This window comes from Haloechinothrix salitolerans (assembly GCF_042662605.1).
GTDB lineage: Bacteria > Actinomycetota > Actinomycetes > Mycobacteriales > Pseudonocardiaceae > Haloechinothrix_A > Haloechinothrix_A salitolerans.
In genome coordinates this window covers 224,026-246,483 of the sequence record NZ_JBHSXX010000001.1, presented here as the reverse complement: position 1 = coordinate 246,483, position 22,458 = coordinate 224,026, and the positions used below count along the sequence as shown (strand labels likewise).

Sequence of the window (22,458 nt, the reverse complement as noted above, 5' to 3'; positions counted from 1 at the left end):
AAAGTGAAATACGCGGACACATCGGGCAATACCTACGAATCTCAAACGGCAGAAGCTTTCATGATCCGAAACAACTGTTTCGCCGATCACGAATGGCCTGCGGACTACGGGGCACCCTGAGCTGCCCGGTGTCCTGCAACGAAACTGGGATACGAGCGTCTGACTCACAGTGGTGTGAGCCAGACGCTCGCCCGCGTTGTCAGTCCGTGGTGAACGAGTCGTAGGAGATCTGGTCGAAGGTGGTGCCCGCGACGAGCATCCGGGAGACCGTCGAGCGAATCATGCCGGGGGAGCCGGAGACCAGCACGTCATGGTCGCGCCAGGCCCCGTGACCGGTGACGACCTCCGCGAGCTGACCCTTCTCGCCACCTTCGGCGGAACCGTCCTCGGTGACAGGCACAACCGTCAGCCAGGAGTGGCGCTCGGCAAGCGCCCGCAACTCGTTCAAGTAGTACAGGTCATCCACCTTGCGGCCACCGAAGAACATCGTCACGTACGGCCGGGTGTCCCTGCCGCTGAGCTCGTCGATCACGCCCAGCAGCGGAGCGATGCCGGTGCCACCACCGACGAGCAGCAAGTCGCGGTCGGCCTTCGGGTTGGCCCAGAGGTTCCCAAGCGGGGATCCGATCTTCCAGACGTCGCCAAGCCGCGTGTAACCGACCAAGGCTCTGCTTACCCAGCCGCCGTCGACCGCGCGGACATGGAAGTCCAGTGATCCGTCCTCGCGAGGTGCGTTGGCAGGCGACAGGTAGCGCCACAGCCGGGGACGCTGCGGGCTCTCGATGCTTACGTACTGGCCGGTGTAGAACGGAATGGTCCGGTCAGGCCGAACCCGGATCAGCGCGGTCTCCCAGTCGAGCCGCGTGTGATCAATAACCTCCGCGTTCCACCAGGCGGGCCCGTCATCCGACGCGGACCCCTCCTGCATGGCGCCCGCGATAATCGCGAAGGCGTCCGCCCACGCGCGTTCGACCTCTTCGGTCCAGTCGTCGCCCGCGTAATGCCGCAGCGCCCCAAGTAGCGCGGTGCCGACCGACTCGTAGTGCCTGGTGACAACGCCGAACTTACGATGATCACGGCCTAGTTGGCGCAGGAACGGTGTCAGCTCCTGGGGTCGGTCCACCATCTGCACGATGTGCACCAGCGCGCGCAGCAGCCTGCTGCGCTGCACCTCCATGTTGGCCGGGAACATGTCCCGCGTGTCGGGCGCGATGGCGAACAACAACGCGTAGAACTGACGTGACAGCCCTTCCGCGTTGTGCTCGATCTTGGAGAAGCTCTCCCTGATGATGCCGACAACCCGCTCAGCGTCGCGCTGTCGTGCGCTACTGGAGCCCGATGGCTCCTCTGGCTCGTCGAGCACGGCGTTCACTGTCATCTGTGCGAGGCTTCTCCACGATCGCAGGGTAGTCGTAGGTGTACGAGGCCGCACTGACCGCGACCCCGCTGGTTTGTCACCCAATCGAGAGTAACCTGATTCTGCACGAAAAAAAGGCAGTGTGGTTCGGCCAACTGGTGCAAACTGCGTTGCGTACGAGGTCGACTTCCTGCGGTAACGGACCATTGTCACTCCGTGGTACCGGCAATACGAGGGGTAGGAATTGGCCCCCTGTCGTGTCAGACTTGTCGGTCGGCAGCCCCGTCCCCACCCGTACCCCGAGATCGTCTGGACCGCAGGTGAAACATTCGCTCCGGCTCGCACGCATGTCACGGATGGATCTGACCCCGAACCCGACCGACGACGTCCCACCGGAGACTCCGCCCACACCGAAGCACCGGCGCGGCAAGCACGACGCCGGTGAACGCGACGTCGTCCCGCGCAACGGCACGCGGCAGAACGGCGCGACCCCGAGTGTCGAACACGGTGTCGGGAGTGCAGGACACGGCGTCCCGAGTGCAGGACGCAGCGCACAGCCCGCGCCGAAGCCGTCGGAGACCTGGACCGCGCCGCCCGTCACTTGGCGTGCGGTGCCGCCTGCGCCGGAGGACCCCGCCACGGACACCGACACCGACCTGCCCGGCTCGGACGGCGAGCACCTGTTGCAGGTCACGTATGGCACCCGCACCCGCGCGGAGCGCTTCTACCAGGACCAGGTGTGCGACGCGCTCAACGACGAGATGATCGACTTCATCGACCGGATGGAGATGGCGTTCATCGCGACGTCGGACGCCAAGGGCGAGGCGGACTGCTCGCCGCGCTTCGGACCGCCCGGCTTCATCCAGGTGCTCGACCGGAGCCACGTCGCCTACCCGGAGTACCGAGGCAACGGCGTCATGGCCAGCCTCGGCAACATCAGCGAGAACCCGCACGTCGGCATCCTGCTGCTCGACTTCGTGCGCGACCGGATCGGTCTGCACATCAACGGCAGGGCGATGATCGTGGACGACGACGCGATGCGCGCCGAGTTCGACGGCATTCCCGAGGAGACGGAGCGCGGCAGGAGGCCGGAGCGGTGGGTGCTTGTCGAGATCGACGAGGCATACATCCACTGCCGCAAGCACATCCCGCGCATGATCCACGCCGACGCTGACCAGGCGTGGGGCACCGATGACGTCAAACGAAAGGGTGGGGACTACTTCGGCGTCCGCAAGGCCCGCAAGGCGGAGCGCGAAGCGGCCGAGCGAGCTCCCGCGTATCAGTCAAGGGTGAACGGGTCGTAGGCGATCTGATCCAGGCTGGTGCCCGCGACCAGTAACCGCGATACCGTCGCCTTGATCATCGATGGTGAGCCGGACACGAGGACGTCGTGCTCCGGCCATGCCCCGCGCTTGGTGACGACTTCGGCGAGCGTGCCCTGCTCGGCACCGGGGATACCGCCGCCGCTTTCCACGACGGGCACGACGGTGAACCACGGGTTCACCGACTCAAGCGCGCGCAGGCTCTCCAGTTCGTAGACATCGTCAGCGGTCCTACCGCCAAAGAACATCGTGACGTTGGGATTCTTGCCCCAGCGTGCGAGGTCGTCCACCAACGCGCGCAGCGGGGCGCTCCCGGTGCCACCCGCGATCATCAAGACGTCCCTACCTGACCCTCGGTCAACGCTGAGCCTGCCGAGCGGCGGCCCGAGATGCCAGATGTCGCCCGGCTGGGTGTGGCTGACGATGGCCCTGCTGACCCAGCCACCATCGACGGCGCGCACGTGGAACTCCAGCGAGCCGTCGTCGCGGGGTGCGTTGGCTGGCGAGAGGTAACGCCATAGCCGGGGACGCTGCGGAATCTCGACGCTCATGTACTGACCCGCCCGATACGACACCTGCGCGTCCGGCTCGATCCGCACGAGCGCGAGGTCCCAGCTCAGCCTGCGGTGATCGGTCACGGTGGCGCTGAGCAGGGCGGGACTTGGGTCGGACGCCGCCGCTTCCTGCATCGACCGCGCGACGATCGTGTAACCCTCCGCCCACGCGCGTTCGACGTCTGGGGTCCATGCGTCCCCAAGCTGGTCCCGCAACGCGGCGAGCATGGCGGTACCGATGGCTTCGTAGTGGCGAGTCTCGACGGCGAACTTGCGGTAGTCGCGACCGAGTTGGGTGAGGAACGGCACCAGGTCGTCCGGCCGATCGACCATCTGCACCACGCGCGCGATGGCGCGCATCAGCTTGCCCCTGCGCACCTCGACGTTGATCGGGAACAGCTCGCGAGTGTCGGGCGCGAGGGTGAACAACAGCCCGTAGAACGTCTGGGACATCTCGGGCAGGTACGGCTCCGCCCGCGCCCAGGTATCCGAAATGAGCCGCACCATCGCGGTGACCTCGGGCGGCGCCTTGCGTGCCGCTGATCCACGCGGGACAGGGCTGACGGCGTCGGGTGGGCTCATAAGTCTCTAACTGGACGCGGGGTGTAATAGGGACACGCCTGGGTCTCAGGCAGCGTAGCCGTAACCCTAGCCCCAAACACGAGTGATCCCGCCCGTTTCACCGGGCGGGATCACTCGTCTTGCCCAATCGACTTATCAGGGTTACCGGGTCAGACCCGCTCCACTTCCTCGATCTCGCCGGTCCGCAGCCCACCGAGGTAGTGCTTGAGCTCCCGCTTGACAACTGGTGCCAGCAGGTAGAGCCCGATCACGTTGAACAATGCCAGAAGGAACATGACCGCGTCGGTGAACGCGAGCACGTCGCTGAACTGCACAACGGAGCCGACGATGATGAACGTGCAGAACACGGCACGGTAGGCGTTCTCACTGGTGTTGCTCTTGCCGAACAGGAACGTCCACGCCTTCTGTCCGTAGTACGCCCAAGTGATCATCGTGGAGATCGCGAACAGCAACACCGCGACGGCGAGCACGTACTGGAAGCCAGGCAGCGCCGTCTCGAACGCACTCGATGTCACCTCGACACCGGGGATGCTGGGCGCCTCCTCGCCTGCGAGGTCAGCCGCGACGAGGGCTTCCTTCGACTCGTTCCAGTACTGGCTACTGGCGATGGTGATCGTCAACGCCGTCATGGTGCACACGACAACGGTGTCGATGAACGGCTCGAGCAGTGCGACGAGCCCCTCGGTGGCCGGGTACTTCGTCTTGACCGCGGAGTGCGCGATCGGCGCGGAACCGAGACCGGCCTCGTTGGAGAACGTGGCACGCCGCAGGCCCTGGATGATCGCACCGATCACACCACCGACGACCCCCTCACCAGTGAACGCGCCGGAGAGGATCTCGCCAATCGCGCCTGGCACCGACGGGATGTTGAACAGGATGACGATCGCGCAAGCCGCGATGTAGATGATGGCCATCGACGGCACGAGGCGGCTGGTCACCCGGCCGATCGACTTGATGCCGCCCCAGATCACCGCGCCGACGATCACGGCGAGGATGATGCCGAAGATCAGACCGGCGCCATCGTTGGTGAGCGGGCTGTCCTCGCCACCAGTGACGCGACGGAGCTGCGCCATCGACTGGTTGGCCTGGAACATGTTCCCGCCACCGATGCCGAAGAACAGGATACCCACGGCGACGAGGCCCGCGAGGCCGGTGCCGAGGATCTTCCCGGCATTGCCCGGGATGCGCTCGGCGAAGCCTTTGCGCAGGTAGTGCATCGGCCCACCGGACACGGTGCCATCCTCGTGGATCTCCCGGTACTTCACACCGAGGGTGCATTCCACGAACTTGGTGACCATGCCGAGCAGACCAACGAGGATCATCCAGAAGGTGGCACCGGCACCACCGATGGTGACAGCGACACCGACACCCGCGATGTTGCCAAGTCCAACGGTGCCAGATAACGCCGATGACAGCGCCTGGAAGTGCGTGATCTCGCCCGGTTCGTCATCGCGCGTGTACTTGCCGCGCACCACCTCCGTCGCGAGCTTGAAAGCTCGGAACTGGATGAATCCGAAGTAGATACTGAAGATCAACCCCGCGACGACAAGCCAGCCGACGATCCAGGGGAAGTTCGTCCCGAAGATCGGGACCTCGGCGAAGACGAAGTTGCCCAGCCCGTCCGCGATTGGCGCGAATACCGAGTCAATCTTCTCTTCGACAGTCGATAGCAGCTCACTCTGGGCGCCTTCGACGTCCTCCTGAGCGAGGACCCATGGAACCCCATCCGAGTGACTCGTGATCACTGAGTGTGTGCTTGTTGGCATGGAGAGAAAGTTGACCCCAAGATCCGCTGCCGCACAAGCCCCAGCTTCCCCCGCGAGCGAAATACGTCTTTTGGTCGGAAGAGCCGTAACGCGGAGGTCACACCCGTCACGGTAAAGTTGAGTGGAACAAGCTCAACTTTCCTGACGTTGTTCTTAGCGAGACCAACTCACCAGCGAGGACACCGACCATGGTGCACCCTCGTTATGAGCAGCTACCACAAGGAAACGGGCAAGGGATGGACGCTTTCAACCCGACAACCAAGACGCAGCAAGCCATCTCGTCCGCGGCGCAGGCGGCGACGGTGGCGGGTAACCCCGACGTGACGTCGGCACACCTGCTCGGCGCGCTGCTGGCCCAGGGCGATGGCATCGCCGGGCCGCTACTCACCGCCGTGGGAGCCGACCCGGCGCAGGTGCACGCGGAGCTGGAGCCGATCACGCGGTCGCTGCCGACCGCGACCGGCGCCACCGTGGCGACACCGCAGTTCGACGCGTATGCGCTCAAGGCGTTGACCAAGGCGCAGCAGCTCGCTACCGAACTGGGGGACGAGTACGTCTCCACCGAACACCTGCTCGTCGGCCTGGCTTCGGAAGGCGGTCAGGTCGCCGACCTGCTCAAGCGGCACAACGCCACGCCGGAGGCGCTGCGGGAGGCGTTCACCAAGGTGCGCGGGTCCGCGCGGGTGACGAGCCCGGACCCCGAAGGCACCTACCAGGCGCTGGAGAAGTACGGCGTCGACCTCACCGAGCGGGCTCGCAAGGGCGACCTCGACCCGGTCATCGGTCGAGACACCGAGATCCGCCGCGTCGTCCAGGTGCTGTCGCGGCGCACGAAGAACAACCCCGTGCTGATCGGGGAGCCCGGCGTCGGCAAGACCGCCATCGTCGAGGGGCTCGCCCAGCGCATCGTGGCGGGGGACGTGCCGGAGTCGCTGCGCGGCAAACGCGTCGTCGCACTCGACCTTGGCTCGATGGTCGCTGGCGCGAAGTATCGGGGCGAGTTCGAGGAACGCCTCAAGGCCGTGCTCAAGGAGATCACCGACTCGGCTGGCCAGATCATCACGTTCATCGATGAGCTGCACACCATCGTCGGCGCGGGCGCGACCGGCGAAGGCGCGATGGACGCCGGCAACATGATCAAGCCGATGCTGGCGCGCGGTGAGCTGCGGATGGTCGGCGCGACGACGCTGGACGAGTACCGCGGCCACATCGAGAAGGACGCCGCGCTGGAGCGCCGCTTCCAGCAGGTGCTGGTCGGCGAGCCCTCGGCCGAGGACACCATCGGCATCCTGCGCGGACTCAAGGAGCGCTACGAAGTGCACCACGGTGTCCGCATCACCGACGCGGCGCTCGTCGCCGCCGCCACGCTGTCCGACCGCTACATCACGGCGCGGTTCCTGCCGGACAAGGCGATCGACCTCGTCGACGAGGCGGCGTCCCGGCTGCGCATGGAGATCGACTCCCGGCCGGTGGAGATCGATGAAGTGGAGCGCGCGGTGCGTCGTCTCGAGATCGAGGAGATGGCCCTCGAGAAGGAGGACGATCCCGGCTCGCGTGAGCGGCTGGTCGCGCTGCGCGGCGAGCTGGCTGAGAAGCGCGAGGAACTGTCCGCGCTGACGGCACGCTGGCAGAACGAGAAGAGCTCCATCGACAAGATCCGCGACCTCAAGGAGCAGCTGGAGCAGCTGCGCGGCGAGGCGGAGCGGGCCGAGCGCGACGCCGATCTCGGCCGCGCCGCCGAGCTGCGCTACGGCAAGATCCCCGCGCTGGAGAAGGAGCTCGAGGTCGCGGAGCAGGACACCGCCTCCGCGCCCGACCAGCAGGTCATGCTCAAGGAAGAGGTCGGGGCTGACGACGTCGCCGACGTCGTCAGTGCGTGGACCGGCATCCCCGCTGGCAGGCTGCTTGAGGGCGAGACCGGCAAGCTGCTGCGAATGGAAGAGGACCTGGGCAAGCGCGTCGTCGGGCAGTCCGAGGCGGTCATGGCGGTGTCCGACGCGGTGCGCAGGGCGCGCGCCGGGGTGGCTGATCCCGACCGGCCGACCGGATCGTTCCTGTTCCTCGGCCCAACCGGTGTCGGCAAGACCGAGCTGGCCAAAGCGCTCGCGGAGTTCTTGTTCGACGACGAACGCGCCATGATGCGCATCGACATGAGCGAATACAGTGAAAAGCACAGCGTCGCCCGGCTGGTCGGCGCGCCGCCCGGCTACGTCGGCTACGACCAGGGCGGGCAGCTCACCGAGGCGGTGCGGCGCAGGCCATACACGGTCGTGCTACTCGACGAGGTGGAGAAGGCGCATCAGGACGTCTTCGACGTGCTGTTGCAGGTGCTCGATGATGGTCGCCTCACCGACGGCCAGGGCCGCACGGTGGACTTCCGCAACACCATCCTGATCCTGACGTCGAACCTCGGGTCGCAGGCCATCGCCGATGCCTCGCTGGAGGAGTCGCAGCGCTCCGATGCGGTGATGTCGGTCGTGCGGCAGCACTTCAAGCCGGAGTTCCTGAACCGGCTGGACGACATCGTCGTGTTCCACTCGCTCGGCACCGAGCAGCTCGCGGCCATCGTGGACATCCAGGTGGCGCGGCTCGGGGAGCGGCTGGCGCAGCGGCGGCTCACGCTCGACGTCTCGGATGCCGCTCGGGAGTGGCTGGCCGTGAACGGGTTCGACCCGATCTACGGCGCACGTCCGCTGCGTCGGCTGGTGCAGTCCGCGATCGGCGACCAGCTGGCGAAGTCGCTGCTGTCCGGCGACATCCGGGACGGCGACACGGTACGCGTCGACGTCCCCGCCGCCGGTGCCGCCGCCGACGCGCTGGAGGTGAGCCGGGGCTGACGGTGGTGGCCGGGACGCCGGGTACAGCCGCGCTCGGCGTCCCCGGCAGCCCGAAGTTGATCGGGCCTACTCGCGTTGTTGTTCGGAAAACCGTGCAAAACGGTCATATTCGCGCAACAACGCGAGTAGACGTGATCAACTCGCCCCGCGCGGCCGGTCTCGGCGCCCGTCCGGGGCACGCCTCGGCGCGGTTGACGTGACCACGTGACATCAGACGATAGGGTGTTCCACGTGGGTATACCGGCGTGGATGTGGTTTCTCATCGCCTTCATCGCTCTGGTGACGGGGCTGGCGTTGCTCGCGGTCGACCGCGCCCGCGAAGGCTCGCGCAACCGTGAGCGGCTGCGCTGGGCAGACCTGCGCGGTTGGCAGTTCGCCGAGGAAGACGCCCGCATGGTGAGCCACTGGACCGAAGGTGCCATGGGCTACTACCGGGCTGAGGCCGCTGTCAACGTCGTCGCTGGCACGACGTTCACCAGCGAGGGCCGCCGCTCGGTGTACGTGTTCGACATCGAGGCCAATCGGCAGATCCCGGCGTCGGTGGTCGCGGTGCGCTGTGGCAAGGCGTTCCCGGTGCTGCTTGAGCTGTGGCTTGCGAGCGTGCCGTTCCAGCGCTCCGAGATGCCCGATCTACTCGGTCCGGCCGGACAGCGCTACGCCTTTACCGACGACGTCGAGGCCGCGCGGTCGGTGATCTCGCAGCTGCTGATCGACGCGGCGAACGAGCTGGGCGGCGACGTCAGCGTGGTGTGGATGGAGCACGACTGGGTGCTCGCCGCCGTGTCGCCGAACGCCGGACCGTCCCGTTTGGAGCGACTGCTGCGCGACGTCGGCGAGATCGCGGACATCATCGATCCGGCCGAAGAGGACGAAGGCGGCAAACACGTGTGGCAGGACCCGCCCGAAGGTGTCCGACACGTCGACCACATGCATGAGAAGCCGCACGGCGACATAGGCTAGTCCGCATGCCTACCGCCTTGATCACGGGAGCGACGGCGGGGATCGGCGCCGAGTTCGCCCGCCAGCTCGCCGCGCGGGGACACGACCTGATCGCCGTGGCTCGCGATGTCGACCGGCTCAAAGCGCATGAGGCCGCCTTGTCGGCGCGCTACGGGGTGGACGTCGAAGTGCTGCCCGCCGACCTGTCCGACAGCGAGCAGCGGCGCTCCGTCGAGGACGTCCTGCGCACGCGTTCGGTCGACGTCCTGGTGAACAACGCGGGCTTCGGCCTCAATGGCAGATTCGCCGATACGGCTGTGGATAGGTTGCAGTCGCAGCTTGACGTCAACGTCGCGAGCGTGCTCAGGCTGACCCACGCCGCGCTGCCAGGCATGGTCGAGCGCGGCAGCGGCTCGGTCGTCAACGTGTCCAGCGTGGCTGGGTTCTTTCCTGGCACGGGCGCTGCGTACGGCGCGACGAAGGCGTGGGTCACCGCGTTCACCGAGGGCATGTCGGCGTCGCTGACCGGCACGGGAGTACGGATGCTCGCGCTGTGCCCCGGCTTCACCCGGACGGAGTTCCACGCCCGATCCGGTGACGACACCGCTGGCATCCCCGACGCGCTCTGGCTGGACGCCGAGCGCGTCGTGCGCGACTGCCTGCACGACCTGGAGCGCGGCAAGACGATCTCGATTCCCGGCAAACGCTGGCAGGCCATCGTTGGAGTTGGCAGGCTGTTGCCGCCACCGGTGCTCCGGACACTGACGGGTAAACTCGCTGCTCGACGCAACCGCACCTGATCGGATAGAGAGGCTCGTCCGCGTGGTAAACGCCCCGGAATCACGAAGTGCGATCGACCTCGCGGCCAAGACCGAGCTGGCCCGACTCGTCACCGAGCTCGCCGTCGTCTCCGGCAAGGTCACCCTCTCTTCCGGGGTAGAGGCCGACTACTACGTCGACATGCGGCGCGCGACCCTGCACCACGCCGCGGCGCCGCTGATTGGCACGTTGCTGCGGCAGCTCACGTCCGACTGGGACTACGTCGCCGCTGGCGGGCTCACGCTCGGCGCGGATCCGGTCGCCTGCGCGATGATGCACTCGGCCGCGGCGGACGGGGTGGTGCTGGACGCGTTCGTCGTCCGGAAGTCGGCCAAGACCCACGGGATGCAGCGCCGCATCGAGGGCATCGAGGTGTCTGGGCAACAGGTGCTCGCCGTGGAGGACACCTCGACGACGGGAGGCAGCGTGCTCACCGCCGTCGACGCGCTGGAAGCGGCGGGTGCGTCGGTCGTCGGCGTCGCCACGATCGTCGACCGCGACACCGGCGCGCGCGAAGCCATAGAAGCGCACGGCCTGCGCTACCGAGCACTGCTTGGGCTCGACGACCTCGGGTTGTCCTGAGACGGTGACTCACGGCCCGCACGAGCACGGCGGCACTGGTCCGGACGCCGCCTCCGGTCCTGGCCCCGACGCGGCTGGCCCGACCGAGTGGACGCGACCGGACGAAGTCGGCGTCGGGCCGTGGGAGGGCGAGTGGCCGACCGACGAGCGTTACGACCCTGAACTACTGGAACACGGCGACCGCCGTAACGTCGTCGACCCGTACCGGTACTGGCGACGCGAGGCCATCGTGTCCGATGTGGACCGCAGGCGGCATCCGTTCCACGTCGCGATCGAGAACTTTCAGCACGACCACAACATCGGCACCGTCGTCCGCACGGCGAACGCCTTCGCTGCCGCCGCGGTGCACATCGTCGGCAGGCGACGGTGGAACCGGCGCGGCGCGATGGTGACCGACCGCTACCAGCACCTACACCACCACCCGGACGTCGACGGTTTGGTCACCTTCGCCCGCTCGGAAGACCTCACCATCGTCGCGGTCGACAACACCCATGGTGCGCGCCGCATCGAGACGGCGACGCTGCCGCGCCGGTGCGTGCTGCTGTTCGGCCAGGAGGGGCCGGGACTGTCCGCCGAGGCACGCGACGCAGCCGATCTGTCGGTATCCATCGCGCAGTTCGGCTCCACCCGGTCGATCAACGCGGGCGTCGCGGCGGGCATCGTCATGCACACCTGGATCACCCAGCACGCGGACCTGGGCCAGGCCTGGTAAGACCTGGCTCCGCACCCACCTTGCCGGAACCGCCCGGATTATGCCGGGGCGAGTTGCACCGGGATGCCGTTGAGGACGGCGGTGCCGGTGGGCGCGTCGAGCGGACCGTCGTCGGTGAGCACGTTCGTATTCGCCCCGGCGTGGGCGGCGGCCACCGACGTCCGAGCGCCGTCGACGTCGTGGCCCCACCCATGCGGGATGCTGACGACACCGGGGCGCAGCACGTCGGTGATCTCGACCGGCAACTCCACCGTGCCCGCCGCGGAGAACACCTTCGCCAGCGCGCCGTCGGTGAGCCCGATACCCGCCGCGTCGTCGGGGTGTACCTGCACCGTGCAACGGTTCGACCCACGTACCAACGGCTCCAGGTTGTGCATCCAAGAGTTGTTCGACGCCAGCTGCCGCCTACCGATCAGCACGAACTGTCCATTCGGGACGTCTTCCAGCCGCGCCGCCAACCGGGGCACGTCGGAGGTGATCGACTCCGGCGCCAGCTCGATCTTGCCGCTCGCGGTCTTCAGCGCGTCCGGCAACCGTGACATCAGCGGGCCGAGGTCGACGCCGTGCGGCGCGTCCTCCAGATCAGCGAGGGTGAGCCCGTACGGTCCCGACCGCAGCAGCAAATCCACCAGACGCTCCGGGCCGACGCGACCCGCGGCCGACGCGACGTCGGCACCGGTCCGCCGCGCGAACTCGCCGGCCACGAAATCGTCTAGCGCGGCGATGTCGGCGTTCGGTCCCTGACCGGTGACGACGCCGAGTAGCCGCAACAGGGTCTCCCACTCCTGCGGCAGATCGGACGGCATCGCCGCGGGCGTCCAGTTCGCCACGTTACGAACCGAAAGCTGGTAGAACGCCAGGTCGTAATGCGGGCGTTCCAGCGGCGACGGGCCAGGCAGGATGACGTCGGCGTGTCGGGTGGTCTCGTTGAGGTAGACGTCGAGCGACACCATGAAGTCGAGCTGGCCGAGCGCGGCGTCGAGACGTTCCGCGTTCGGCGCGCTCAGGCACGGATTGCCCGCGACCGTCAACAGCGCCCTGACCTGGCCATCGCCCGGCGTCTCGATCTCGTCGGCCAACGTCGCCACCGGCAGCTCGCCGTACACCTCGGGCAGCCCGCGCACTCGGCTGCGCCACCGCCCGTGCCGAAACGGCTTGCTGCTGCCGGGCGCGCTCGCGGCGGGTGACGGAAACATGGCGCCGCCTGGCTGGTCGAGGTTGCCGGTCAGCACGTTGAGGACGTCGACCAGCCAGCTCGCCAGGGTGCCGAACTCCTGCGTCGTTGTACCGATACGGCCGTAGACGACCGCGCGGTCAGCCGATGCCAGTTCGACGGCCAGCCGTCGGATCGCTTCGGCGTCGATGCCAACGTCCGGGGCGACCGCCTCCGGCGTGAACGGCTCCGCCAACGCGCGCAGCTCGGCCACGCCGTTGGTGTGATCCTCGAGCGCGCCCAACGAAACCAGGTCCCGCTCGAATAGCACGTTCACCAGCGCGAACAGCAGCAGCGCGTCGGTGCCGGGCCGGATGGCGTGGTGCTCGTCGGCCGCCTCGGCGGTGCGAGTGCGCTTCGGGTCGACGACGACCAGCTTGCCGCCGCGCGCCCGCAGCGCCTTCAGCCTGCCGCGCATGTCCGGCGCGGTCATCAGGCTGCCGTTGGACACCAACGGGTTCGCGCCGAGCATCAGCAGGTACCGCGTGCGATCGATGTCCGGGACCGGGATGGCGAACGGTGCACCGAACAGGTATCCGGACGTGTAGTGCTTGGGCATCTGGTCGACCGTGCTGGCGCTGAAGAAGTTCTTCGTGCTGATCGCCCGGTACAGCACCGGCCCGTAGAGGGTTGTGGAGACGTTGTGGATAGACGGATTGCCCGCGTAGATCGCGAGCGCGTCGTTGCCGTGCTCCGCCATGATCGGCCGCAGTCGCGCGTCGATCTCCGCGAACGCCTCGTCCCAGCTCACCTCGACGAACTCGCCGTCCCGCTTGATGAGTGGCGCCCGCAGCCGGTCGGGGTCGGCATGCAGCGCGCCGAGCGAGACGCCCTTCGGGCAAATGAAGCCGCGCGAGAAGACGTCGTCGCGATCGCCCCTGACCTCGGTGACGTCGGAACCATCGGGGCCATCCAGGGTGACGGACAACCCGCAGGTCGCCTCACACAGCGGACAGGTGACATGGGCGGTTCTTGGCATGACGCACCTCGCTGTCGGTGGCGGAATTTAGCAGTCACCCAACACTATTCCGCGTCACCATCGCGAGCTACGCCTTTCGGAGGTGGCCGATCGTGGCGGCGTGGCACAGTGATCATGTGGATCACCTCGCCGATCGCGCAGCCGCGGCGGAAGACGCCGTCCTCGGCAGGCACGTCGTCAGGCTGTGGTGCCTTCCTCGCACCGCGCTAGGCAGGAACGGCTGGCCGCCGACCCGGGAGCAGCGTTGGCACCGGACGTGGAACTACTGGTGGCAGGCACACCTGCTGGACTGCCTCATCGACGCACAACTGCGCGCGCCGTCCGCGCGGCGGGCAGGGCTGATCAGCAACCTGATCACCGGAATCCACCTCCGTAACCGGCTGAGCTGGACCAACAACTACTTCGACGACATGGCGTGGCTCGGCCTCGCGCTGCACCGCGCGAAGGACGTCATAGGCCTAGACGTCGACGATGCGCTGACCGAACTCACCGAGCAACTCCACATCGCGTGGACACCGGACGGTGGTGGCGGCATCTGGTGGCGGCGTGGGGACGGGTACAAGAACGCGCCAGCCAACGGTCCCGCCGCCATCCTGCTGGCTCGAACCGGTGAGAAGGCGCGGGCCACGGAGATCATGACATGGCTGACCGACACGCTCGTCGACCCGACGACAGGGCTGGTGTTCGACGGGCTGCGCATCGACCGGGACACCGGCGAGGTCGGTGAGCTGGTGAAGCGGATCTACACCTACTGTCAGGGCGTCTACCTCGGTGGCTGCGTCGAGTTGGCGCGCACCGATTCCGGCACGCTCTGGCGAGAGCGGGCGGAACGCACCATCGACGCGATCGCCATGAAGCTCGCGCCCAACGGTGTGCTGCGGGGACACGGTGGCGGCGACGGCGGGTTGTTCTCCGGCATCTGCGCGCGGTACCTCGCGCTCGCCGCGTCCGAACTGCCGCAACGCACGGCCGCCGACACCGCTCGGGACATCGTCCTCGCCTCCGCGGAGGCCTGCTGGCAGGGCGCCGCGCTCGCGCACGGTCCGCTGTTCGGGCCGGATTGGGCGAAGCAAGCGACCGTGCCCGCGAAGGGGGAGCAGCGGCCGTCGCGGGAGCTGTCGGTGCAGGTCGGTGGCTGGCTGGTACTCGAGGCCGCGGCCGCGCTCCGGCGTTAGCGCGAACCGCTCGGCAGTGGCGTGCGCTGCTCAGCGATCGGCTTGCGTACTTCCTGCCGGTACTGCCAGATGCCGTAGGCGGTGCCCCCGACGAGGAACACGACGCCTGCCCACACCGCCGTCGTCTGCAACCACGGCATCGAGCGGAAGACGTCAGCGGCGTAGTAGCCGAGCAGCACCAGCGTCGGCACCCACAGCACGGCGCCGACGAATGTCGCGAGCGCGAACCGGCGCGGGTTCATGCCCGCCGCGCCGGCGATCAGCGGAGCGAACGTGCGTATCCACGGGATCCAGCGCGCGGCCACGATGGCGAAAAAGCCCTTGCGGTCTAGGAAATCGCGGGCCTTGTCGAGCTTTTCCCTGCTGAGTATCTTGCCGCCCCTGCGCGCGATATACGCGGTACCGCTCTTGTGTCCGATGTAGTAACCGACCTGGTTCGCCACCGACGCCACCAGCAACGCGACCACCGAGAGCCACCACGCGCTCGCCTCCGCCTGGTGGCTGGCCAGCACAACACCCGCCACGAACAGCAGCGAGTCGCCGGGAAGGAACAGGCCGAGAATCACCGCGCACTCAAGGAAAATGAAACTAAGCACGATGACCCATACCAGGGCTGGGCCCGCGTTCGACAGCCAGCCGACACCTACCTCGGCCGCTGCGGCCTGCACGACACTCACGACCCCTAAGGGTACGTTGCGCCAAGGTCGTGCCGCCGTCCTACGGGTGAATTTCTACTGTCGCCGCGCGTCGGGCAGCGGAATCTCACGCATCGTCATGACGACGATACTGGCGGCGAACGCCACGGCGGCCGCGACGTAGAACACCGTGTTGATCGAGTCGGTGAACCCGATCAGGAACGGCTTCGCCTGCTCGACCGGCATGCTCTTGAGGAACGACGAGTCCACCATGATGTTCCGGTCGCCCGCGCTCGCCGCCGCGGCTGGCAGCCCGAGTTCGGCGAACGCCGCCCGCACGTTGCTGGTGAGCGTGCTGAACAGGATCGAGAGGAACACCGCGACACCAAGGGTGCCACCGATCTGGCGGAAGAACGTCGCCGACGCCGTCGAGACGCCCATGTCGGTACGCGGGCCCGCGTTCTGTACCGCGACGACCAGCGTCTGCATGCAGCCACCGAGCCCCATGCCGATCACGCCCATGTAGACCATCGGCTGCCAGACCGGGCTGTCCCACTCGACCTGCGCAAGCAGCAGCGTGCCCAGCGAGATCAGGAGCGTCCCGATCACCGGCGCGATCTTGTACCTGCCGGTCGCCGACGTGTAGCGACCGGTGATCGTGGTCGCGACCATGATCCCGCCCATCAGCGGCAGCGTCAGCAGACCGGCCTCAGTGGGGCTGAAGCCCTGCACGATCTGCAGGTACTGCGGGATCAGCGTCATCGAGCCGAACATCGCGACACCGACCAGTGCGCTCGCGCCGATCGCGACGCTGAACGTCGGGTTGCGGAACAGCCGCAACGGCAGCAGCGCGGCGTCGCCCATCGCGGCCTCGACCCGGATGAACGCCGTGATGCCCGCGGTCGCGACGGCGTAGCAGATCAGCGCGTGTGGTGACGTCCATCCCCAGTCGCGGCCCTGCTCGGCGACAAGCAGCAGTGGTGCCACACCGGTCGCCAGCGCCGCCGCGCCCCACCAGTCGATGCGGTGGTGCTGGCGCTCGTGCGGCACGTTCAGCACCTTCGCGACGACGAACAGCGCCGCGATGCCGATCGGGACATTGACAAGGAACACCCAGCGCCAACCATCGACGGCGAGGAAGGAGTCCATCCCGGCGAACAACCCGCCGATCACCGGGCCGAGCACACTGGACGTGCCGAACACCGCGACGATGTAGCCCTGGTAGCGGGCCCGCTCCCGCGCGGGAACGATGTCACCGATGATCGTGATGCCAAGCGACATCAGCCCACCGGCACCGAGGCCCTGCACGGCGCGGAAGGCGGCGAGTTGGTACATCGACGTCGCCAGTGTGCACGCCATGGAGCCGAGGAGGAACACCGAGATCGCGGTCAGGTACAGCGGCTTGCGGCCGTAGATGTCGGAGAGCTTGCCGTAGATCGGCGTCATGATCGTCGCGGTGATCAGGTACGAGGTCGTGATCCACGCCTGCAGGCTCAGCCCGTTGAGATCATCGGCGATGGTGCGGACGGCGGTGGAGACGATGGTCATGTCCAACGCGCCGAGGAACATGCCCATCATCAGGCCCGACAGGATGGTCAGGATCTGGCGATGACTCAACAGCGGCGGATCTTGCGTGGTCCGCCGCGGATAGGGCGTGCCGTCGTCACTGTCCACTGTCGCCGTCATGCCTTCTCCCCCTGCCTTGTCGGGTCGTGGGATGCGCCGAGATTGTCGGCGAGGTCGATGTTGAGCCGGGTGAGCAGGCCGATGAGCCGCTCAACGTCGTCGGCGTCCCAGTCCCGCAGCGTCGCGGCAAGCCAGCGGTTGCGTTCCTGGCGCGCCAGCTCGTAGAGCTCGCGCCCAGCGGCCGTCGGTGCGAGCAGGCAGGCTCGGCCGTCGTTGGGGTCGGCCTGCCGTTCGATGAGGCCCTGCTGCACCAGCGCGCTGGTCTGCCTGCTGATGGTGGAGACCTCGGTGTGTAGCGCCTCGGCCAGCGCTGACGTTCGACGTGGCCCTTCGCAGACCAACGTCGCGATGATCGGAAACGAACTGTGGTCAGCGCTGCCAGGGATCGACGACAGCTTGGCCTTGGCCTTCGCGAGGAGGCGGATGGTGCGGACCAGCTCAACACCGAGGTCGTCGGCGACGTCGAGCTCCTCCTGGCGCGCGAGTTCCGTCATGACCCAGCCCAACTACTTGCTTACATCAACTAATTTCAGTACACAACTATGCCGCACGCAAAACTCGTTGCGCAAGCTAAATAGTTTGCTGTGAGCAACGCCATCTCCACTCCGCGGCGATCGGGCACCAGCCCCGGCGTCACGGGACGGCTACCCACAGGCGCACGCCCTGACAGGCCGTCGCACGACTGGTCGTAGGCTGACCGCGTGGCTGCGTCGAGCAAATCCGTTGGTACTCATCTGTTGAACGCGTTCCGGGGCGGGCTCATCGGCACCGCCGAGGTCATTCCCGGGGTAAGCGGCGGCACCGTCGCGCTGGTCACCGGCATCTACGACAGATTGATCATCTCGGCTGGCCACACGATCTCCGGTGCCAAATTCGCGGTGAGCGATCTGCCGCGTGGTAGGGGAACCACCCGTGCCGCCGAGGAGTTCCGCCGGGTCCACTGGGCGATGGTTATCGCCGTCATCATTGGGATGTTCATCGCGGTGCTCACCGCGGCGAAGCTGGTCGCTCCGCTGGTGGAGGAGCACCCGCAACAGGCATTCGCGGTGTTCTTCGGCCTCGTCCTCGCCTCGCTGTGGGTACCGTATTCCGGCTCGGGGCAGTCGTGGAGCCCGGCGAACTACCTGCTCGCGCTCGCCGTCGCGGCGGCCACCTTCGTGCTGACCGGCCTGCCACCGACCGAGATCGAGCCGCACCCGCTGATCGTCATGGCGGCGGCGGCCGTCGCCATCTGCGCCTTGGTGCTGCCGGGCGTGTCCGGGTCGTTCATGCTGCTCGCGATCGGTCTCTACACCACGACGATGGACGCGATCAACGACCGCGACCTTGGCTACATCGGCACGTTCGCGCTCGGCGCTCTCATTGGGCTTGGGCTGTTCGTGAAGCTGTTGCAGTGGCTGCTCGAGCACCACCACCACCTCACCCACGTCGTCATGACCGGACTGCTGGCGGGGTCGCTGCGAGCGTTGTGGCCATGGCAGCCGTGGGAATCCGGCGAGCGGCACCTGCTCGCGCCCAGCGGAGACGTCGTCGTCACCGTCGGCTTGATGCTGCTCGGCGTCGCGATCGTGCTCGGCGTGCTCGCGATCGAGCACGCGACACATCGCGATAACGACCACCCACGCACTACCGTGGGAGCATGAGCACTGCTAGCGAGCCCACGACAACGGGCTCTGGGATCGCCCTTGTCGATCGGCTGCGCGCTGAGCTTGGCCACTCGGCTGTCATCACGGACACCGATGTCACTGACAGCTACAGCCGCGACATGATGCCGCTCGCCCCATACGGCACGCCGCTCGCGGTCGTCATGCCGACCGACACCGAGGGCGTGCAAGCGACGGTGCGGGCGTGCGCGGCGGCCGGGGTGCCGATCGTGCCGCGTGGCGCTGGCAGCGGGCTGACCGGCGCGGCCAACGCGATCGACGGCTGCGTCGTACTCGTGCTGACCAAGATGAACGAGATCGTCGAAATCGACGCCGCGAACCGGCTCGCCGTCGTCCAGCCGGGCGTGGTGAACCTGGACTTCCGGGACGCCGTCGCCAAGAACGGGCTGTTCTATCCTCCGGACCCGTCCAGCTACGACTGGTGCACGATCGGCGGCAACCTCGCCACCAACGCTGGTGGCCTGTGCTGCGTGAAGTACGGCGTCACGACCGACGCGGTACTCGGGCTCAAGGTCGTGCTCGCGGATGGCTCTTTGCTCAAGACCGGCCGTCGAACCGTCAAGGGCGTCGCCGGGTACGACCTGACCAAACTGTTCATCGGCAGTGAGGGCACCCTCGGCGTGATCACCGAGGCCACCGTGTCCCTCAAGCCGCTGCCGCAGGCCCCAGGCACGCTGGTCGCGGCATTCAACGACACCGCAGCGGCTGGCGACGCGGTCGCGCGCGTGGTCAAGGAAGGCCTTGTCCCGTCGCTGATGGAGATCATGGACAAGGCGTCCATCGACGCGGCGGAGACGTACCTCAAGACCGACATCGGGGCTGGCTCCGGCTGCGAGGCGCTGCTGCTGTGCCAGTCGGACTCCGGCGGCGAGGTCGCGCGCCGCGAGCTGACCGCGATCGAGCAGATCTGCACCGACGCGGGTGCCGACATGACCTACGTGACCGATGACCTCGCCGAGGGCAACATGCTGCTCCAGGCACGGCGGGTGGTCCTCACCGCACTGGAGACCTACGGGACGTGGCTCACCGACGACGTCTCGGTACCGCGCACCAGGATCGCGGAACTCATCAGCGGATGCGCCCGTATCGCGGACGAGGTCGGGCTACGGATCGCCGTCGTCGGCCACGCGGGAGACGGCAACATGCACCCGACGATCGTCTACGACCCCAGCTCGGTGGACGAGTCGGAACGCGCGCACAAGGCGTTCGACGACATCCTCGACGTCGGGCTGTCGCTGGGCGGAACGATCACCGGCGAGCATGGCGTTGGCAAGATCAAGCAGGAGTGGCTCGCGCGCGAGATCGGGCCGGTCGGAATGCGGGTGCACCGCAGTATCAAGCAAGCACTAGACCCGGAGAACCTGTTCAATCCAGAGTCAATGTTCTCGATGTTCCCGACGCCGGCGAGCCAACTCGAGCGGTCAGCCGGTTCCTGAGCTTCGTCAACGCGCGGTGCTGGCACACTCGGACCGCGCCGGGGGTCACCGAGATCGCGTCCGCGGTCTCCGCGACGGAGAGTCCCACCACCAGCCGCAGTGTCAGAACCTCACGTTGCGTGTCCGACAGCGTATTGAGCAGCTCGGCCAGTTGTTGCCCCAGCTCGGCCCGCAGCAGCTGCTGTTCAGGCCCAGAGGTCTCGATGCCGATGTCGGGCACATCCGATACTGGCAGCGACTTGTCTCGGGAATACTTGCGGTGGAAGTCCATGATCTTGTGGGTGGCGATCCCGTATACGAAGCCGAGGAAGCTCGCGCCGCTGGACCGGTACGACGGTAGGGCCGTCAGGACGGCGAGGCATACCTCCTGAGCGACGTCGTCCGCGGAGGAGAAGGTGCTCATCGCACGCCCGATACGGGCACGGCAGTAACGCACGATGACCGGCCGGAGTGCGGCGAGCAGATCGTCCGCCGCATACCGGTTACCCGCTTTGGCCGCCTCGACCAATGGCGCATAGGGGTCGGTGACCTCGCCCTCAGCGGGCGCCGGTACGTCCTCCGCTGCCGCCGCGCGCTCTGGTGCCACCGCGGACGCGGGCGCAGCGGTGCGCCGAACGTGGAAATTGCCAAAGGGAATGCTCGCGCTGTAGCCAGACATCTCGACCCCTAAGTGCACAAACCGATACTTAGGTGCCGTCGGGGTCTGGGACGACGCGGACCACGCAGAGTGGTAGAGGCTCACCCACATGATTCGGGCATTTGCCCCACAAACATGCTAACAGCATCGGCGGAGTGTCACCATACGTATATTTGGGGGATAAAACCCAGGACGGATCGCACCAATCAGACGACTGTGAGTAGCCCGATCAGGGCTCCGGTTGCCAGCCCAAGAAGCACAGCGAGCACCATCACCCAGCCCATAGTGATGTCCGGTATATCCGAATGAGGCGAATTTCGCTGGTCAGTACCTGACGACTGGGTGATCCTATCTGTCTGTGATTCGTCAGCGACGGCGCTGGCGTTACTACCGGTTTGGCCCGCCTTGGCGCGCAACGCTTCCGCGAGTAACTCTTCCGGACTATCGCCAGTCACCGGAGCGTCGCTTTCGCCGGGTCTTTCACCCGACTCGGGCCGAGACTCGCTCACTGGTGCTGCGCTTCCGCCATCGCGCGCTGCAACGCTTCCAATGCCCTACTCGCCGTCGACTTCACGGTGCCTTTAGAAATACCGGCCGCCTCGGCGATCTCGGCTTCGCTGAGCCCACCGTAGTAGCGCAGAACGAGCACTTCTCGCTGCCTCGGTGGCAGCACGCCGAGCGCGTTGACGACGGCCTGATGTTCGGTGGAGAGCATGGCGAGGCTTTCCGCAGAACGTGCCGTCACCGCGTGCGGCGGCACATACTCGCGTGCGGTCTTGCGCCGCCGTAAGACGCTGCGCGAACCGTTGACGACGGCGGTACGCAAGTAACCGATCGCGGCGGCCTCGTCGCGCAGCTTCGCCCAGTTTCGGTGCAGCCCGGCAAACGCTTCCTGCACGACATCCTCCGCCGTGGCCGCTTCATCGACCAGCAGGATCGCGAGCCGTACGAGGCGCATCCGGTGCACTCGATAAAGGTCTTCGAGGGTGACCGGCATGCCAGGGTCGGTCTGCTCATCCGGCGCGTCTACCGCGCGGAGGTGACCGAGCGTGCGTTCAACGGTGCGTTCCGCACTGCTCTCCGGCATGCCGTTTCCCCCTTCCCGCCAGTTGAAGCCGATACGGCCAAGAATATCGACAGCGCATCGATGTCACGCCGCGCACACGGCCGACCACCGCTCCGACGTCCGACTCGACGACCGCGCGGTTGCCAGCGGCGCCGACTGGCGTAACTTGCACTCCCATGGCGTGGTACCTGGTTGAGATTCGTTATGAACAGGACAAGATGCCCGAGGTTCGGCCGAGGCACCGCGAGTTCCTCGCGGGACTGGCTGAGCAGGGCACGGTGGCCATCGCTGGCCCCCTCGCGGACGACTCCGGCGGCGTCGTGCTGATCGAAGCCGCCGACCTCGACGCGTTGCACCAGATCATCGACAAGGACCCCTACTACCTGGAGGGGGCCATCGCCGAGCGGTCGGTGCGTGAGTTCAAGCCGGTCCTCGGCTCGTGGGTGCCTGGCTGACCGGCCGTCGAACGCCACGAAGGGCTTCTTTGAGACGTCTCG

The 22,458-nt window shown here is 67.1% G+C and carries 19 protein-coding genes; 10 read left to right on the top strand and 9 right to left on the bottom strand.

The annotated features are described in order from the left end of the window. Positions 1 to 199 precede the first annotated feature (199 nt). A complete protein-coding gene (locus ACFQGD_RS01110; RefSeq protein ID WP_345392369.1) occupies positions 200 to 1,378 on the bottom strand; it encodes a globin domain-containing protein in 1,179 nt (392 codons plus the stop codon). 326 nt (positions 1,379 to 1,704) lie between these two features. On the opposite strand from ACFQGD_RS01110, the gene ACFQGD_RS01105 reads away from it, so the two are divergent. Continuing rightward, complete coding sequence (locus tag ACFQGD_RS01105; protein ID WP_345392366.1) at positions 1,705 to 2,661, top strand: pyridoxamine 5'-phosphate oxidase family protein; 957 nt, start codon at positions 1,705 to 1,707, stop codon at positions 2,659 to 2,661. Here the strand turns inward: ACFQGD_RS01105 and ACFQGD_RS01100 are convergent. Then, positions 2,637 to 3,815: an FAD-binding oxidoreductase gene (locus tag ACFQGD_RS01100; RefSeq protein ID WP_345392363.1), complete on the bottom strand. Its 1,179-nt coding sequence runs from the start codon at positions 3,813 to 3,815 to the stop codon at positions 2,637 to 2,639. The genes ACFQGD_RS01105 and ACFQGD_RS01100 overlap by 25 nt on opposite strands. A gap of 149 nt (positions 3,816 to 3,964) precedes the next feature. Next, positions 3,965 to 5,581, bottom strand: coding sequence for an alanine/glycine:cation symporter family protein (locus tag ACFQGD_RS01095; protein ID WP_390183404.1), 1,617 nt, complete (start codon positions 5,579 to 5,581; stop codon positions 3,965 to 3,967). A 236-nt stretch (positions 5,582 to 5,817) separates the two neighbouring features. On the opposite strand from ACFQGD_RS01095, the gene clpB reads away from it, so the two are divergent. From clpB to ACFQGD_RS01070, 5 genes are all read left to right on the top strand, one after another. Continuing rightward, complete coding sequence (gene clpB, locus ACFQGD_RS01090) at positions 5,818 to 8,418, top strand: ATP-dependent chaperone ClpB (protein WP_345392360.1); 2,601 nt, start codon at positions 5,818 to 5,820, stop codon at positions 8,416 to 8,418. Between the two features lie 231 nt (positions 8,419 to 8,649). Further along, entirely contained in the window at positions 8,650 to 9,378 is a 729-nt protein-coding gene (locus tag ACFQGD_RS01085; RefSeq protein ID WP_345392357.1) for a type III secretion system chaperone family protein, read from the top strand. A 5-nt stretch (positions 9,379 to 9,383) separates the two neighbouring features. Next, positions 9,384 to 10,157, top strand: coding sequence for an SDR family NAD(P)-dependent oxidoreductase (locus tag ACFQGD_RS01080; protein ID WP_345392354.1), 774 nt, complete (start codon positions 9,384 to 9,386; stop codon positions 10,155 to 10,157). A 52-nt stretch (positions 10,158 to 10,209) separates the two neighbouring features. Further along, positions 10,210 to 10,758 carry an orotate phosphoribosyltransferase gene (gene pyrE, locus ACFQGD_RS01075; RefSeq protein WP_345392478.1) on the top strand — a complete coding sequence of 183 codons (549 nt, stop codon included), beginning with the start codon at positions 10,210 to 10,212 and terminating at the stop codon, positions 10,756 to 10,758. 4 nt (positions 10,759 to 10,762) lie between these two features. Next, positions 10,763 to 11,470, top strand: a complete 708-nt coding sequence (locus tag ACFQGD_RS01070) for a TrmH family RNA methyltransferase (protein ID WP_345392351.1) — start codon at positions 10,763 to 10,765, stop codon at positions 11,468 to 11,470. A gap of 38 nt (positions 11,471 to 11,508) precedes the next feature. Here ACFQGD_RS01070 and ACFQGD_RS01065 read toward each other — a convergent pair whose 3' ends face one another. Continuing rightward, positions 11,509 to 13,662: a molybdopterin-dependent oxidoreductase gene (locus tag ACFQGD_RS01065; protein ID WP_345392348.1), complete on the bottom strand. Its 2,154-nt coding sequence runs from the start codon at positions 13,660 to 13,662 to the stop codon at positions 11,509 to 11,511. 92 nt (positions 13,663 to 13,754) lie between these two features. Between ACFQGD_RS01065 and ACFQGD_RS01060 the strand changes: the two genes are divergently transcribed. Beyond that, positions 13,755 to 14,837 (top strand): glycoside hydrolase family 76 protein, encoded by a 1,083-nt coding sequence (locus ACFQGD_RS01060; RefSeq protein ID WP_345392345.1) that lies wholly within the window; start codon positions 13,755 to 13,757, stop codon positions 14,835 to 14,837. On the opposite strand, the gene ACFQGD_RS01055 is transcribed toward ACFQGD_RS01060, so the two are convergent. Genes ACFQGD_RS01055 through ACFQGD_RS01045 form a run of 3 tightly spaced genes read right to left on the bottom strand, consistent with a single transcriptional unit; the run spans position 14,834 to position 17,652 of the window. Next, complete coding sequence (locus tag ACFQGD_RS01055) at positions 14,834 to 15,514, bottom strand: DedA family protein (protein ID WP_345392342.1); 681 nt, start codon at positions 15,512 to 15,514, stop codon at positions 14,834 to 14,836. The genes ACFQGD_RS01060 and ACFQGD_RS01055 overlap by 4 nt on opposite strands. A gap of 54 nt (positions 15,515 to 15,568) precedes the next feature. Continuing rightward, positions 15,569 to 17,158 (bottom strand): MDR family MFS transporter, encoded by a 1,590-nt coding sequence (locus ACFQGD_RS01050; RefSeq protein ID WP_390183405.1) that lies wholly within the window; start codon positions 17,156 to 17,158, stop codon positions 15,569 to 15,571. After that, complete coding sequence (locus tag ACFQGD_RS01045) at positions 17,155 to 17,652, bottom strand: MarR family winged helix-turn-helix transcriptional regulator (protein WP_345392339.1); 498 nt, start codon at positions 17,650 to 17,652, stop codon at positions 17,155 to 17,157. The genes ACFQGD_RS01050 and ACFQGD_RS01045 overlap by 4 nt, the downstream gene beginning before the upstream one ends. A 207-nt stretch (positions 17,653 to 17,859) precedes the next feature. Between ACFQGD_RS01045 and ACFQGD_RS01040 the strand changes: the two genes are divergently transcribed. Together ACFQGD_RS01040 and ACFQGD_RS01035 are read left to right on the top strand one after the other, a co-directional pair. Then, a complete protein-coding gene (locus tag ACFQGD_RS01040; protein WP_345392336.1) occupies positions 17,860 to 18,801 on the top strand; it encodes a DUF368 domain-containing protein in 942 nt (313 codons plus the stop codon). Then, positions 18,798 to 20,258, top strand: a complete 1,461-nt coding sequence (locus ACFQGD_RS01035) for an FAD-binding oxidoreductase (RefSeq protein WP_345392333.1) — start codon at positions 18,798 to 18,800, stop codon at positions 20,256 to 20,258. Before ACFQGD_RS01040 ends, ACFQGD_RS01035 begins: the two co-directional genes overlap by 4 nt. Here ACFQGD_RS01035 and shbA read toward each other — a convergent pair. Beyond that, positions 20,188 to 20,916, bottom strand: a complete 729-nt coding sequence (gene shbA / locus ACFQGD_RS01030) for an RNA polymerase sigma factor ShbA (protein WP_345392330.1) — start codon at positions 20,914 to 20,916, stop codon at positions 20,188 to 20,190. The two genes, ACFQGD_RS01035 and shbA, sit on opposite strands and share 71 nt — an antisense overlap. Before the next feature lie 484 nt (positions 20,917 to 21,400). Further along, on the bottom strand, positions 21,401 to 21,982 hold the full coding sequence (locus ACFQGD_RS01025; RefSeq protein WP_345392327.1) for a SigE family RNA polymerase sigma factor: 582 nt from the start codon (positions 21,980 to 21,982) through the stop codon (positions 21,401 to 21,403). Positions 21,983 to 22,137: 155 nt separating this feature from the next. Between ACFQGD_RS01025 and ACFQGD_RS01020 the strand changes: the two genes are divergently transcribed. Continuing rightward, complete coding sequence (locus ACFQGD_RS01020) at positions 22,138 to 22,416, top strand: YciI family protein (RefSeq protein WP_345392325.1); 279 nt, start codon at positions 22,138 to 22,140, stop codon at positions 22,414 to 22,416. Positions 22,417 to 22,458 lie beyond the last annotated feature (42 nt).